General features: G+C 44.5%; 12 protein-coding genes. 11 read left to right on the top strand and 1 reads right to left on the bottom strand.

All coding sequences use genetic code 11. From position 1 onward, the window contains the following. The first annotated feature begins 52 nt into the window (after window positions 1-52). Complete coding sequence (locus FM019_RS17610; protein WP_143837286.1) at window positions 53-2227, top strand: TonB-dependent hemoglobin/transferrin/lactoferrin family receptor; 2175 nt, start codon at window positions 53-55, stop codon at window positions 2225-2227. Between the two features lie 99 nt (window positions 2228-2326). On the opposite strand, the gene FM019_RS17605 is transcribed toward FM019_RS17610, so the two are convergent. Beyond that, window positions 2327-3535, bottom strand: coding sequence for a patatin-like phospholipase family protein (locus FM019_RS17605; RefSeq protein WP_143837285.1), 1209 nt, complete (start codon window positions 3533-3535; stop codon window positions 2327-2329). Window positions 3536-3876: 341 nt separating this feature from the next. Here FM019_RS17605 and FM019_RS17600 point away from each other — a divergent pair, with 341 nt between their 5' ends. The 10 genes from FM019_RS17600 to miaE (FM019_RS17555) all read left to right on the top strand — a co-directional run bounded on the left by FM019_RS17600 (window position 3877) and on the right by miaE (FM019_RS17555) (window position 14113). Then, window positions 3877-4308 carry a potassium channel family protein gene (locus FM019_RS17600; protein ID WP_143837284.1) on the top strand — a complete coding sequence of 144 codons (432 nt, stop codon included), beginning with the start codon at window positions 3877-3879 and terminating at the stop codon, window positions 4306-4308. After that, a complete protein-coding gene (gltS, locus tag FM019_RS17595; protein ID WP_143837283.1) occupies window positions 4305-5504 on the top strand; it encodes a sodium/glutamate symporter in 1200 nt (399 codons plus the stop codon). The genes FM019_RS17600 and gltS overlap by 4 nt, the downstream gene beginning before the upstream one ends. A gap of 63 nt (window positions 5505-5567) precedes the next feature. After that, the gene (locus FM019_RS17590; RefSeq protein ID WP_143837282.1) at window positions 5568-6629 is read left to right on the top strand and encodes an efflux RND transporter periplasmic adaptor subunit; all 1062 of its coding nucleotides are present in this window, start codon (window positions 5568-5570) and stop codon (window positions 6627-6629) included. Between the two features lie 35 nt (window positions 6630-6664). Further along, complete coding sequence (locus FM019_RS17585) at window positions 6665-9721, top strand: efflux RND transporter permease subunit (protein WP_143837281.1); 3057 nt, start codon at window positions 6665-6667, stop codon at window positions 9719-9721. Further along, window positions 9721-11133: an efflux transporter outer membrane subunit gene (locus FM019_RS17580; RefSeq protein WP_143837280.1), complete on the top strand. Its 1413-nt coding sequence runs from the start codon at window positions 9721-9723 to the stop codon at window positions 11131-11133. The genes FM019_RS17585 and FM019_RS17580 overlap by 1 nt, the downstream gene beginning before the upstream one ends. A 99-nt stretch (window positions 11134-11232) precedes the next feature. Continuing rightward, window positions 11233-12468 (top strand): esterase/lipase family protein, encoded by a 1236-nt coding sequence (locus FM019_RS17575; RefSeq protein WP_143837279.1) that lies wholly within the window; start codon window positions 11233-11235, stop codon window positions 12466-12468. A gap of 15 nt (window positions 12469-12483) precedes the next feature. After that, complete coding sequence (gene miaE / locus FM019_RS21150; protein WP_185969335.1) at window positions 12484-12636, top strand: tRNA isopentenyl-2-thiomethyl-A-37 hydroxylase MiaE; 153 nt, start codon at window positions 12484-12486, stop codon at window positions 12634-12636. A 173-nt stretch (window positions 12637-12809) separates the two neighbouring features. Further along, window positions 12810-13055, top strand: coding sequence for a type II toxin-antitoxin system ParD family antitoxin (locus tag FM019_RS17565; protein ID WP_143837277.1), 246 nt, complete (start codon window positions 12810-12812; stop codon window positions 13053-13055). Beyond that, a complete protein-coding gene (locus FM019_RS17560; protein ID WP_143837276.1) occupies window positions 13048-13338 on the top strand; it encodes a type II toxin-antitoxin system RelE/ParE family toxin in 291 nt (96 codons plus the stop codon). The genes FM019_RS17565 and FM019_RS17560 overlap by 8 nt, the downstream gene beginning before the upstream one ends. Window positions 13339-13363: 25 nt before the next feature. Then, entirely contained in the window at window positions 13364-14113 is a 750-nt protein-coding gene (gene miaE / locus FM019_RS17555) for a tRNA isopentenyl-2-thiomethyl-A-37 hydroxylase MiaE (protein ID WP_143837275.1), read from the top strand. The last annotated feature ends 57 nt before the right edge of the window (window positions 14114-14170 follow it).

Raw genomic sequence — 14170 nt, 5'->3', positions numbered from 1 at the left:
GTTCATGCATTATTTAAATGATAATTATTATCATTTGGAGAAATGAAACACAATGAAACAACCGATTAAACCCATCGCGCTTCTTCTAGCCTCAAGCGCTTTGGCGCAACCATCAGTACTTGCCGAAAACTTATCTTCCGCAGACAACACTTCAATTACGCCTGATGCGATGGCAAGCCTGGAGCAAATGACTGTTTACGGTACCAGTAATCCTTTGCCAGTATTGGATTACCCAGGGCAGGTGAGTGTGGTAGATAAAGATGAGATTGAGTTGCACAACCCGAGTAGTATTTCTGACCTGCTACGAGATGTGCCAGGTCTGGAGTTTTCTGGCGGACCCAGGCGGACAGGGGAAACACCCAGTATACGAGGCAGAGGTGGAGAAAACGTCCTTATTTTATTAGATGGTGCCAGACAATCATTTATTTCTGCCCACGATGGTCGATTTTTTGTTGATCCAGAGCTGATCCGCAAAGCTGAGGTGGTGAAAGGGCCAGCTTCAGCCTTATATGGTTCAGGCGCTGTAGGTGGTGTTCTAGCCTTCGAAAGTATTAAGGCAAAAGACTTTCTCAATAAAAATGAAACCATGGGTTTTCGGGTCAGAGCAGGGTATCAAAATGCCAATCAAGAACACGTATATAGTGTTACGGGTTACACTCTCACTGAAAACGCTGATATTTTAGCCAGCATAAATGTTAGGCAGTCTGGGGACATTGCGCTTGCGTCGGATGTGGATCTTCCTTCTGATGACGATTTATACTCTGGTTTATTCAAACTGACTTATCGTGTCAATGATGAATTGTCACTCAACGGTTCATGGCAGCGTTTCAGTAATACCGCCATAGAGCCCAACAACGGCCAAGGTGTCGTTATTGCCGATGGCGACAATACACTGAATGTAGAAAAAGACATTTCCAGTGATACGGTGCGTCTTGGTGCTCATTATCAACCTGCCAATCAATCTTGGATTGACTTAAGTCTCACTACCTATCAAACCGACTCTGAAGTTGAGGAGTTTGATATTAGCCTGCCAAGAACGACCACAAGAAAAATCGAAACCAACGGTGTTTCTGTTCGAAATGTAAGCCAGTTTTCGTTTGAACAATCAGACGTGCAATTTACTGTTGGGGCTGACTGGTTTCGTGATGAACAGACAGGCAAAGACGACAATACGCAATCTGGATTGAGAGGCGGTGTACCCAATGCTCAGGCAAGTTTTACTGGGTTATTCGCGCAACTGGAACTTAATGTAAATGAACCAATGGGATTACCCGGCGAGCTACTGGTTGTTCCCGGCGTTCGCTATGACAGGTTTGAAACTAAGACTTTTGATTTGTCGGTAGAGGATATCGAAGACAGCGCGATGTCTCCGAGGCTTGCCGCAAGTTACGCTCCAAATCATTGGTTGCGCGTATTTGCCAGTTACGCTGAGGCATTTAGAGCGCCATCGGTCAACGAATTGTATTTAGACGGTGTACACTTTTCCTTACCTCACCCGACGCTTTTTGATCCACAAAACGGCCAGTTTGTGTTCATCAACAACAATTTCATTGCCAATCCAGATCTAAAACCCGAGCGCTCAGACACTGTTGAAGTAGGTTTTTCTATTGATCTGAATGATATTTTTACTGATGGCGACATTTGGCAAAACAAAGTCTCCTACTATAAAAGTGATATTGAAGACCTTATCGATTTACAAGTGGATTTTGCCTTCGATCCCGGTTGCTTCAGTGTGCCTTTTTTACCTTGTACAGCAGGAACATCTAGCAGCGCAAATGTCGAGTCCGCTTCCATTGATGGCGTTGAATTAGAGAGTCGCTATGAAAATCAACATGTAGCGATAAATTTGACTTACAGCAGCATTGACGGCACAAATTTAAGTGACGGCAGCGATTTGGGCACCTTAACGCCTGACCGACTTAATGTCGACTTACGTTATAAACTGCAGAGCTTACAACTCGAGCTTGGAACGCGATTACAATTGGCCAAGGCCTTTGAGAGAAATACCTATGATAGCGAAACCGACTCCTTGGTGTTGAGTGAATCTCGCTCTGGTTATGGCGTAGTTGATATCTATGCATCATGGCAAATGGAATCAGTCGATGGGCTTTATCTGACATTAGGCGTTGATAACCTTTTCGATCGTCAATACGAACGGGTGTTTGAAGGAGTGACTGAGGTGGGCCGTAACGCTAAAGTGTCGTTAGCTTGGACGGCAAATTTTTAGTCTGTAATAGGTGGCTTTTCTCGTAGCCACCTATATTATTCACGACGTAAGGCCTTGTAATCGGTTCAGTATATCGAACGACTATATCAAAACCGATCATCAATTTTTAAGTATAGACGCACCCGGCCGTAGCGCGCGGGATTTCCAACTTTTAGGATCAGCTCCCATTTTCTCTCCCAATTCAACGAGCTCTTGCATGGTTTGGCTATCAAAAAGGTCATCTGAGGTGCGAATTTCAAAATGTTGAGGTATCGAGACAAAGCGCATTTCCACATCAAAGTCACTGCGTTTATTGATCATATGTGAAAAGGTCTCGATGTCTTGAATCGTTTGCAAGGTTGAGCCTCGCATTAACGACACCAAGCTGCGCGTGGCAATAGACGACCAGGCATTGCGCACAACGTCCGGATCAAGAACAAGTTTATTATTTACGATAATCCATATTCTGAGGCGCAATGGCCTGTTAGCTTCAACAAACTCCATCGACGTGCTGTTCTCTTCATACAGCCAACTTCTATCATCAATTCCGCTGACCACCTGCATTGATGCCCCTCCATCCACGTACAAATGGCCGTCAATGGTAACGGGTGGAAATGCGCTTGGAATGGCTGAGGAAGCAATGAGTTTTTGGGTAATATCCTTCCTGGCATTCTGAGAATCTTGGGTTTTCGCGATTTCAGACAAATCCCAAACGCGCATTACGCCATAGTCGAGATTGGTTGCGCCAACAATCAGTGTGCTGTTCTTGCTGCCTTTTTCAGAAATGGTGTTGACCAGAGAGGGTGTGATGCTTTCGTTGATCCGTTTGTGTAAAACTCGTGCGTCATAATAAGCTTGACTGCCTGTTAGGAATGAAATGATCGAACGCGGAACAACCATACCTTTATCTGGGTTACGGTAGAGGTTTACGATCTGCTCGTAAGATTCTTCAGTGCCAACAAAAGCAAAGGGTGCGATCAAAGCGCCAGTACTAATACCACTGACACTGTCAAAATCAGGCCGGGCTAATTCGCTATCCGATACGTTTCCCCAACCTTTTAAAAACCCAGCACCAAATGCACCGTAAGCGCCACCGCCAGATAACACCAAAATGTCATAACTTTGTTGCGCTTGATGATGATACTCGGTGGCCAGGCGAACTTGGCTTTTTTTGGCCATCACATTCAAATCATCTTCATACTCTTGTGCAAACGCAGCTTTGTCTTCGATTAGCTGCTGTTTTGTCAACGTACGTACAGGATTTGCACAAGCCACTAAATAACCAATAAGGGACGCAATGAGCATTTTCTGTAGCATTTTTTTTGTCATGTTAGGCCTGTGTTGAGTGCGCTAGTGATTGATTTTTATTGAAATGAAGCAATTATCTGCGAAAAAATATAGCATTAAATGTATCGTTGGCGTTACTGTTTGACACTTGAAGCGTCATAAAAAAATAATACATATTTAATTTGTCAAAAACTGAAATTTGATTGTCCTATTGTGACGGATTTCGAGCGACTATCGAACAATAAGCATCATTAGAGGTGATATTCTCTAAGAGGCACTCTAATAACAACGGGTTTTGCTATGAATCAAAACTCAGTTTTAAATTAATTCGTGCGCAAAGCGCGTAATTTTTTTCACCGTATTCAAATTAAGATTCTAAAACCATGATCGAACAAATTATAGTGGGTACTTTAGTGATATGCGGAACGGTTGTTTTGCACGTATTGTTCATCAATACATTGACTCTTTGGTTGACAAAAAATGGCCAGTGGATTGCATCACCACCGATCATGACAAAACGAACCATTGTTCTGATTGTCATGGTATTGTGGTTAGTATTGGGACTGACGGTCAGTTCTTGGCTATGGGCAGTAGTATTTTTGTTAAATGACGTTTTTACTGACCTTGAATCGGCACTTTATTTTACCGTAGTGACGTTCACCACGCTGGGGTATGGCGATATCACGTTAGAAAAAGACTGGCGCTTGTTGGCAAGTTTTACTGCAGCAAATGGGCTTATCATCGTTGGGTTGAATACCGCATTTCTGGTTGAAGCATTAACGAGAATTAATTCTGCACAGGAAAGCAGTAGATGACAGAGTTGTCTTTCGATAGTTTTATGTCTTACACCATTGGCATTTTGGTGTTTTTTGTTGGTGTGTATCTCACAAAGAAGATTGATTTTCTTAAAGATTACAATATCCCAGAGCCTGTTACAGGAGGGCTGTTGGCGGCGCTGGTGATTTATCTTGTCTATGCGACAACCGACAGCGAAATTGGCTTTGACCTCTCAACTCGCGATCGGCTGTTGGTATATTTTTTCACAGCGATTGGGCTAAATGCCAGATTTTCTGATCTGGTCGAGGGCGGTAAACCCTTATTGATACTGTTAGCACTGACCTTGTCATTTATTGTGATTCAAAATGTCATTGGGATTGGCAGCGCTTTATTTCTAGAGGTGCAATCTCCCATCGGAGTACTTGCTGGTTCCGCTTCATTGATTGGTGGTCATGGTACCGCTATTGCCTGGGCGCCGGAAATTGCCGCGTTAGGTGTTACCAATGCGTTGGAAATTGGCGTTGCAGCTGCGACCCTTGGGTTAGTCATTGCCAGTCTGGTTGGGGGCCCTATAGCCAAATTTTTATTGGCCAGACATCAGCTTAAAAGTGAGTCAATTGAGCAGCCCTCTGTGGGGATTGAGTATCACAAAACCGATACCGAATCTTTTAATCATCTAAGTTTCATGGCTGTCTTATTAGTTATCCATGTATGCATTATTTTGGGTTACATCGCAAATAGCGCGTTGACTGAACTCGGATTTAAGTTACCGCTCTTTGTCACTTGTTTGCTTACTGGAATTATTCTGTCCAACACAGTGCCAAGGATATTTCCGAAACTGCACTGGCCGGCTCGCACAAGGTCGCTAGCCATTGTTTCGGATTTTTCCTTAAGCCTTTTTCTGACCATGTCATTGATGAGTATGCAATTATGGAGCATCGCAGGATTAGCTGGCCCGTTATTGATTATTCTGGGATTGCAGACCCTAGGTGCTGTCGTGTTTATTATCTACGTGTTATTCCCGTTGATGGGGAAAAATTACCAGGCTGCTGTGCTAAGTGCAGGGTTTGGAGGCTTTGCATTAGGGGCGACCCCTACTGCAATTGCTAACATGACAGCCGTGACCAAAGCCCATGGACCAGCGCCAACGGCTTTTATCATTCTGCCCTTGGTCGGGGCGTTTTTTGTCGATATATCTAACTCTTTTATTATTAAATTTGCACTAAGCTTTTAATTACAACTTAGGTTAAACGTATTTACTCATTGCATTGTGACAGCAATCAAACAAGGTAGAACAATGATTTCAAAGAAAAATATACTTCTGATTACAACCACTTTAAGCATCCTTAGTGGTTGTGGACAAGAACAAGCACCAGAAAAAGTAGAGGTTGTTCGGCCTGCCAAATTGATCGAAGTAACTGCATCTTCGAATATCAAACACTTTAATTTTCCTGCCGTTGTGGAAGCGTTAAGTTCAAAGGATTTGACCTTTCAGGTTTCAGGGCAGATTGAGAAACTCAATGTCAGAGAAGGGCAAGAAGTTAAACAAGGAGACGTGATCGCAACTTTGGTTCAGCGCAGTTTTAACAATCAATTGCAAACTGCCCAGACTCAGTACGATGCCGCTAAACTGGATTTTGATCGTGCGCAGAGACTTATCAGAGAAAACGCCATCGCTCAAACAGTGTATGACCAACGCTTGACTCAGTTGAACGTCACGAGTGCGCAACTGGATACGGCGAAAAAGGCCATGGAAGATACCGTGTTGCGTTCGCCGTTTGATGGGGTTGTTGCGGTAAAGCATGCAAAAGAATTGGATACAGTAAGCCCAACTCAGCCTGTTTTCACTTTGCAAACCGAAGGTGCGGCAGAAGCCATGGTGAAAATTCCAGCTAGTCTGGTTACCCGCTCAAAACAAATCGAACCAATTGAAACTGTGGTTGTGCTCGATGCTGCGAATCAATATGAGATTGAAGCTGAGTTTGTTGCTGCATTAGCCCAAGCTGACGAACGGTCGCAAACCTTTGAAGTGCGGTTTGGATTTACCCCTCCTGAAGATTTGGTCATATTGCCTGGAATGACTGGAGTCGTTAAAGCGAGCCTTAGGTTGTCTTCAGATGCGCAAGAAGAAGGGCAAATATCGATACCTTTAAGCGCGGTATTGTCTGACAGCGAGGGGCAATATGTCTGGAAAGTCAATTCCGAAACCATGACAGTGGCGAGGCAAAATGTACAAGTTGGCGCAGGTGTAGGGGAAGCACTGGCAATCGAATCGGGTTTGGTAGCTGGCGACACCATTGTTGGCGCTGGTGCTTCGTATCTGCATGACGGGATGAAAATCCGCCGTTTAGAAAACTAGTCTGCCATTTAGCCTAACCCAACAGGAATGATGTTATGAATCCAGGAATTTTCGCGATGAAGAATCGCTTGATAACAATGATTGTTATTCTTGCGTCGCTCATAGGTGGATGGAATGCCTATAAAAACATGTCGCGCTTCGAGGATCCCGAGTTCACCATACGCACTGCGGTAGTGATCACGCAATATCCAGGTGCCACGCCTACAGAAGTTGCCAATGAAATTACCGAACCATTAGAAAGTGCCATTCAGCAAATGCAGGAAGTCGATACGTTAGAATCCACCTCGTCTGCTGGCCTTTCCAGAATTAATGTAGATATCAAATACGAGTTTTCACCATCTAAAGAAGCACTTCAGGCGATCTGGTCAAAGCTTCGTAACAAAGTCAGTGATGCGCAAAGTTCGCTGCCTCCTGGCGCTTACACATCGATCGTAAACGATGATTTTGGTGATGTGTATGGCGTCTATTATTTGTTAACAGGCGAAGGGTTTACCTATAAAGAATTAGAAGAGTACGCAAAACAGTTGCGTACCGATGTTTTGACCGTGGAAGGTGTCGCAAAAGTTTCTTTATCAGGGTTACAAAGTGAAGCGATCTACGTAGAAATATCTCGCGACAGAGCCGCCGCACTGGGGCAAACAGTTAACACAATTTATCAGGTGTTAGAGCAGCAAAATGCGGTGAGTCCAGCCGGCAATGTTCAAGCTGGTAATCGTCGGTTAGTCATTCAACCTTCTGGCTCGATTGATTCTGTTGAAGAGATTAGAGATCTCGTGGTGTCTACCGACAATGAAGGTACGCTTATCTATCTGCGCGATGTGGCAACAGTCACCCGCTCTTATCAGACTCCTCTCACTGACGAAATTCGTTATAACGGTCAACCTGCCATAGGCTTTGGAATCTCGAATGTGACAGGCGCCAATGTGGTGAAAATGGGCAATGCAATCGAGGCTAAACTTGCCAGTGTTGAAGATCAGCGTCCGATAGGGATAGAACTGCATGAATACTATCATCAAGGCAAAATCACCGATGCAGCAGTGGAAAACTTTGTATTAAATGTCGCTGCAGCCTTAGTCATCGTGTTGGTGACCTTGTTTTTCTTCATGGGAATTAAGTCGGCCATCATTATCGGTGCAACGCTTATCATCACTATTGCCGCCACACTTGCCACTATGTATTTAATCAATATTCCCATGCACAGAATATCATTGGGGGCGCTGATAATTGCGCTGGGCATGCTAGTGGATAATGCCATTGTGGTGACCGAAGGGATCCTGGTAGGGACACAGCGTGGTGAAAAGAAACTCAATATCGTTAAAAAAATTATCGAACGGTCTATTTGGCCGCTGTTGGGCGGCACTTTAGTCGGTATTATTGCCTTTGCACCTATTGGTTTAGCGCCAGGCTCAACTGCAGAATACACCGGACATTTATTTTGGGTAGTCATGATTTCTCTTATGTACAGTTGGGTGTTTGCCATTACAGCTGTGCCTTTTCTTGCTGACTTGATGTTTAATGAAGTTCCTGCAGGCGCTGAGCCGCCCAAAGAAGGAAAATTTATATCTTCTTACAAGGGATTTATGCGCTTTATGCTTAAAATCCGCTGGGTGCCGATTGGTGCAACAGTGGCCCTTTTTGCCGTGTCAGTGTGGGGATTTCAGTTTGTAAAAGCAGGTTTTTTCCCTGCTTCTACAACGCCACAAGTGGTCGTTGATTATTGGTTACCGGAAGGCACAGATATTTCTCAAACTAAAGCTGACATGCTGAAGATTGAAGAAGAACTGCTCACCTATGATGGCATTGCAGATGTGCAAACGTTAATTGGCAAAGGCGCATTGCGTTACATGCTGGTGTACGGTGGAGAAAGTGGCAACTCGGCGTATGGTCAATTCCTGTTAAAAGCAGACGACTTTGACGCGGTTGGCGGCCTAATTCCGAAGATCCAAGCTTATCTGGATGAAGGTTATCCCGATGCTCAATCTAAAGTATGGCGCTTCCAGCTAGGACCCGGCGGTGGTTCTAAAGTCGAAGCTGAATTTAGCGGACCAGATCCAGCCGTATTACGTGACTTGGCCGACCAAGCTAAGGCCATCATGACAGCAGACGGGCGTGCTATTTCCATCAAAGACGACTGGCGACAGCCGGTCAGTATAATAGAGCCTATATACTCTTCGAATAAAGGGCGTCGATTGGGCATATCACGTCAGGATCTTTCACAGGCATTACTCACAAATTATTCTGGTCGCTCGGTTGGCGTTTATCGAGAAAACGATACGCTTATCCCTATAATTGCTCGGGCTCCTGAATCAGAACGCTTAGATGCCGAGTCCATGGCGCAGATCCAAATCATTAGCCCTGCAACAGGTGCAGCGGTGCCGTTAAACGAAGTGGTTGATAGTATTGATATGGTGTGGCGCAATTCATTGTTGTTGCGTGAAGACAGAGTGTGGAAGATTAAAGCGCAAGCGGACCCTGTGGCGGGCGATCTCGCCTCCGATTTGCAAGCTCGATTGCTACCTCAAATTGAAGCGATTGAACTACCGCCAGGCGTTACCCTTGAATGGGGAGGTGAGTCTGGTGATAGTAGCGAGGCGAACGAAGATTTAGCCAGTACTTTACCATTGGGTTTTCTCGCCATGGTGTTAGTCGTTGTGATTTTGTTTAACGGCTTGCGACAACCTCTGGTTATCTGGTTAGTAGTACCGCTTTCGTTAATTGGGGTAGTGCTTGGATTACTGACAACGGGCACGCCTATGGAGTTTATGGCCATACTCGGGCTTCTTTCCCTGTCTGGTTTATTGATTAAAAATGCAATTGTTCTGGTCGATCAAATGGACATCGAAATTGCCGAAGGTAAGGCGCGATTTGATGCGGTGGTTGATTCTGCAGCGAGTAGGGTGCGTCCCGTGATGATGGGTGCACTCACCACCGTATTAGGCGTTATTCCTTTATTTGGCGATGCTTTCTTTAAATCCATGGCAGTTGTATTGGTTTTCGGTTTAACTTTCGCGACATTGCTTACATTAGTCGTGGTGCCTGCGCTTTACGCTGTAGTATTCAAAATTAACAACACTGAAAGTGAGGTGGCGTAATGCCTTTGCCAATGAGTTCCTCTATAAAAACTAAGTATTTGAAATCAGCAACAGCGGTATGCTTAGCATTTTACTTAAGTGGTTGTGCGACGGGCGATTTGTCTCGCGTAGAAGATGCTCGAGCGGCAACCGCAGCAAGTTTGCCTGACCTGCCAAGTCAATGGGCTATGATGAAAGAAAAAGTCGGCGACGTTGATGTAGACTGGCTGGCCCAACTTCAAGATCCGATATTAGACGCTTTGGTCGCAGAGGCACAAAAAAACAATCAAAGCTTACAGGCAATAGCCGCAAGTGTTGACAGCGCCAGAGCTTTATCAAATCAGGCAGCATCTGCGTTATCACCGCAGTTAAATGCAAGCCTGGGAAGCTCGTCAGCCGGCGCAGTTGAAGGCAGTGGCAGCAACAATCTGAACGTAGGGGTTCAAGCCAGTTGGGAAGCCGACCTTTGGGGACGTATTCGTTCGGGTAATCTTGCCGCGCAACAAAGCGTCGCTGCTGCAGAAGCAGAGTACAAATTCGCCCAATATTCATTAGCTGCCAACGTTGCTAAAGCATATTTCGTAGCAATTGAGGCAAACCGACAATTAGACATAGCACAAAAAAGCGTTGATACGGTAGTTGAAACCAATCGTATTGTTCAAGTGCAGTTCAACAACGGCCTGGCTGACCAACAAAATGTGTCTTTAGCAAAAGCAGATCTTGCCAGTGCACAAGATAGCCTGATTTCAAGTAAGGCAGGTCAGCGAGATGCCACGCGTGCTTTAGAGCTATTATTAGGCAGATACCCCAGTGCAGAACTCGCTACGGATAAAGAACTCCCTGATTTGCCTGATACGCCCCCCGCGGGTATTCCGTCTGACCTGCTAGAACGCAGACCCGATTTGGTTGCAGCAGAGCGAAATGTCGCCGCAGCCTTTAATCAAGTCGATGTAGCAAAAGCTGCTAAACTGCCGAGTTTGTCACTAAGCGGCTCATTGGGCGGTACATCCAATTCCCTAAGTAATATTCTTGACCCTGCTAATTTAGCCTGGCAGGCGGTTGCTAGTTTGGCCGCGCCACTGATTGATGGCGGACGCCTTGATGCACAAGTCGATGCGGCGACTGCTGATCAAGAAGCAGCAGTTGCCAGTTACGCACAAGCTGCACTCAACGCCTTTGCTGATGTAGAGCAATCCCTGGATCAAGGCACTGTATTGCGCGAGCGAAAAATAGCGCTTACTACCGTGTTGGTTGAATCTGAAAAAGCCCTCAATATTGCCAATCTTCAATATAATGAAGGGGAAATTAGTTTATTGGATGTGTTAACTATTCAGCAGCGGGTTTTCTCGGCACGCAGCAACCTCTTGTCCATTGAACGCGCGTCGCTTTCTCAATTTGTTGACTTAAACTTGGCTCTAGGTGGCGGCTGGTAACATACGGCCGCCAATTGAGTTTGCCATAATTAGGATAGTTCAGTTAAAAACACCAATTAATGTTATGCTGGAGGCCGTCTAACTCAATAAGTTGATCATTTGTCTTCCTCAAAACAGGATGAACGGGGCGACCACGCTTCCAAATCCGACCTCCAAAGTGCAAACCAGTTAATCGTGGATGCGATTATTGCTATTACGAATATAGTGGAATCTATGCATCATCGCATCAATCCGCTATCCAAGTTTTCTTCAACACCCAATAAAGAACATCAACGCGGCATGACCCGAATGGTTTACCAAACCATTCAAAATATTACTGAGTTGGTAGGCAAGGGGCTCGACGTTCCGCTTGGCATGATTAGTGAGGCGCTTGGAAAAAAAGGTAGGTCACCTAGCGGCGAGGCGCTCATTGCTGCATTAAACGGCGTGTTGGGGGATCATTTGGTCAAGCAACAAAGTCCGTTGGCGATCCCCATGGCACTCTATCAAGATGGGAATAAAATCAGCTCAGAAGCATTAGCCGAATCGATTAAACAATCTGAAGGCAAGCTGCTTATTATGGTCCATGGTTTGTGCATGAATCATTTGCAATGGCAGCAAAGAGGGCATGATCATGGCAAAGCATTGTCAAACGATCTAAATGTCACAACGGCTTACCTGCACTACAACACTGGACTGCACGTCTATGAGAATGGCAAGGCTTTTAGTCACACCCTTGAAAAACTGATTACTCAAGTCCTTGAAATTGAACCAGACATTGAATTGGAGATATCAATCGTTGCCCACAGCATGGGCGGGCTAGTTGCCAGAAGTGCTATGCATCAAGCGCAGTCATTTGAACATAAATGGCCTGAGTATATTGAAAACATTGTATTCCTTGGCACTCCGCATCATGGCGCTCCGCTAGAAAAAGCGGGAAGTTGGCTAGATATGTTGTTAGGTATCCATGGGTACACTGCACCATTAACACGCTTAACAAAGTTTCGCAGCGCTGGGATCCGTGACCTTCGACACGGCAATTTACTTGCTTCTGACGCTGAAGAACGCAAACCGTTCGAATTTCATAAAGACAAACGAACGCCTACACCACTGCCAAAAGACGTCAACTGCTTTACCGTGGCAACAACGGCTTCGGACAGTCCCAATAAAACGACTGAGACATTAGTTGGTGATGGTTTGGTGTCAGTGAATAGTGCTTTAGGCAAGCACGAAAGTAAGCCTTTCACATTACTTTTTCCAGTGCGGCATCAATGGATAGCTCGCGATATAAACCATATGCAATTGCTCAGTCATCCCGACGTTTACATCACATTAAGAAACTGGTTAGAGAAATAAAAAGTCGATTTGAATGTGAACATAGATTTGAATATAGGTACTTTACTCAAACCCATCAGCGATTTCCAAAAATGTCCAACCCCGCAACGCTGGAATGAACAGGTCATTAAACCCGAATATTCGCCGTCATTATTAGTCGAACATGCAACTTGCAAGCTAAAGGCCTAAGTGTGCAACTGTGTTTTTAGTGCCAGGCTTTATCATCCCATCGGGTTTAAAGAATGCTTTAGAAATTCCTAACAGACTAAACTTTCGATCTCATATTTACTTTTGGTAACACTCTTAAAAAAGAACTATAATCTCATCAATAGTATGAATATTTCATACCTTTGGGGGATCTTATGTCAACAACTCGTAAAACTATTACTGTTACAGACCAACAAGATGAATGGATAAAAGCGCAAATTGTTGCTGGTCGCTATACTAACGACAGCGAATATATACGCGCGCTTTTACGTGAAGATCAGGAAAAAAATAGCCATGATGATGCCATAAGAAAAGCGTTAATTGAAGGTGAAGCCAGTGGAAAGCCGCAGCCATTCGATGTGGACGATTTCAAAGCAAAAATGATGGCAAAAAATGCCTAATTACCGCCTTACTCCTTTGGCTGAGCAGGATCTGCAAGCTATTTGGCAATATTTGTTTGAACATTGGGGTAACAGCCAAGCTAACTATTATATTGATGAAATGGTTTGTGCTTTTGAAGGTTTGGAAGTTTCATCTTTACAGGGAATATCCTGTGACCATATTCGAGTAGGTTACAAATACTATCGCCAGGGTAAACATCTGATCTATTTTAAAACTGCTAACTATGGGGTAGCTGTTGTAAGAATATTACATCAGCGAATGTTGCCTAGTCTTCACCTTTAAATTTCAACCAAACTGGAATGCTTTCTTGAATATTTCTGAGTTACTTTTGCCCATCAGCGATTTCCTTAAATGCCCAACCCCACAAAGTTGGATTGACGAGGCCATTAAACCCGAAAATTTGCCGACACTATTAGTCGATCATGCAAATTGCGAGCTAAAGGCAGCGCAAACTGCGATGTTGCTATTGCGTCGTTATGCGGTAGACAAAGACAGCGGTGATGCATTATTGGCTTGGCTAAAGCCCTATGAAGATTTTGTTTATCGTAAAGTCGGCAATGGCGATTTTTCTGATCATGTCAATCTATCTAAAAAACTCATCAGTAAATCTAATTTTGAACATGGTGATGAACTGATCAGCAAAATGGTGTTATTGATCAAAGAAGAATTGCATCATTTCCAACAGGTTTGGGAGATCATGCAAAGCCGCGGTGTAGAATACGACAATTTGACTGCATCGCGCTATGCCCGAGGCATGATGAAGCATGTGCGTACCCATGAACCGGCAAAACTAATAGATACCTTGATTTGTGGTGCATACATTGAAGCCCGGTCTTGCGAGCGGTTTGCAAAATTGGCTCCGCACCTAGATCAAGAGCTCAACACTTTTTACGTCTCGTTACTGCGTTCTGAAGCGCGGCATTTCCAAGATTATTTAAACCTAGCGCAAAAAGTCTCGGTTGAGGACATTACTCAGCGCGTCGATTTTTTTGCAAAAGAAGAGGCGCAGTTAATCGATAGTGATGACAATGAATTTCGTTTTCACAGCGGATACTGATTTAACTTGGGCTGGTTATAAAATAGAAAGGTTTTCAGACTCACGGCAGCATAAAGG

Origin of the sequence: Aliiglaciecola sp. M165 (assembly GCF_007197995.1) — a bacterium.
Lineage (GTDB): Bacteria > Pseudomonadota > Gammaproteobacteria > Enterobacterales > Alteromonadaceae > Aliiglaciecola.
This window is presented reverse-complemented; position numbering and strand designations above follow the sequence as displayed.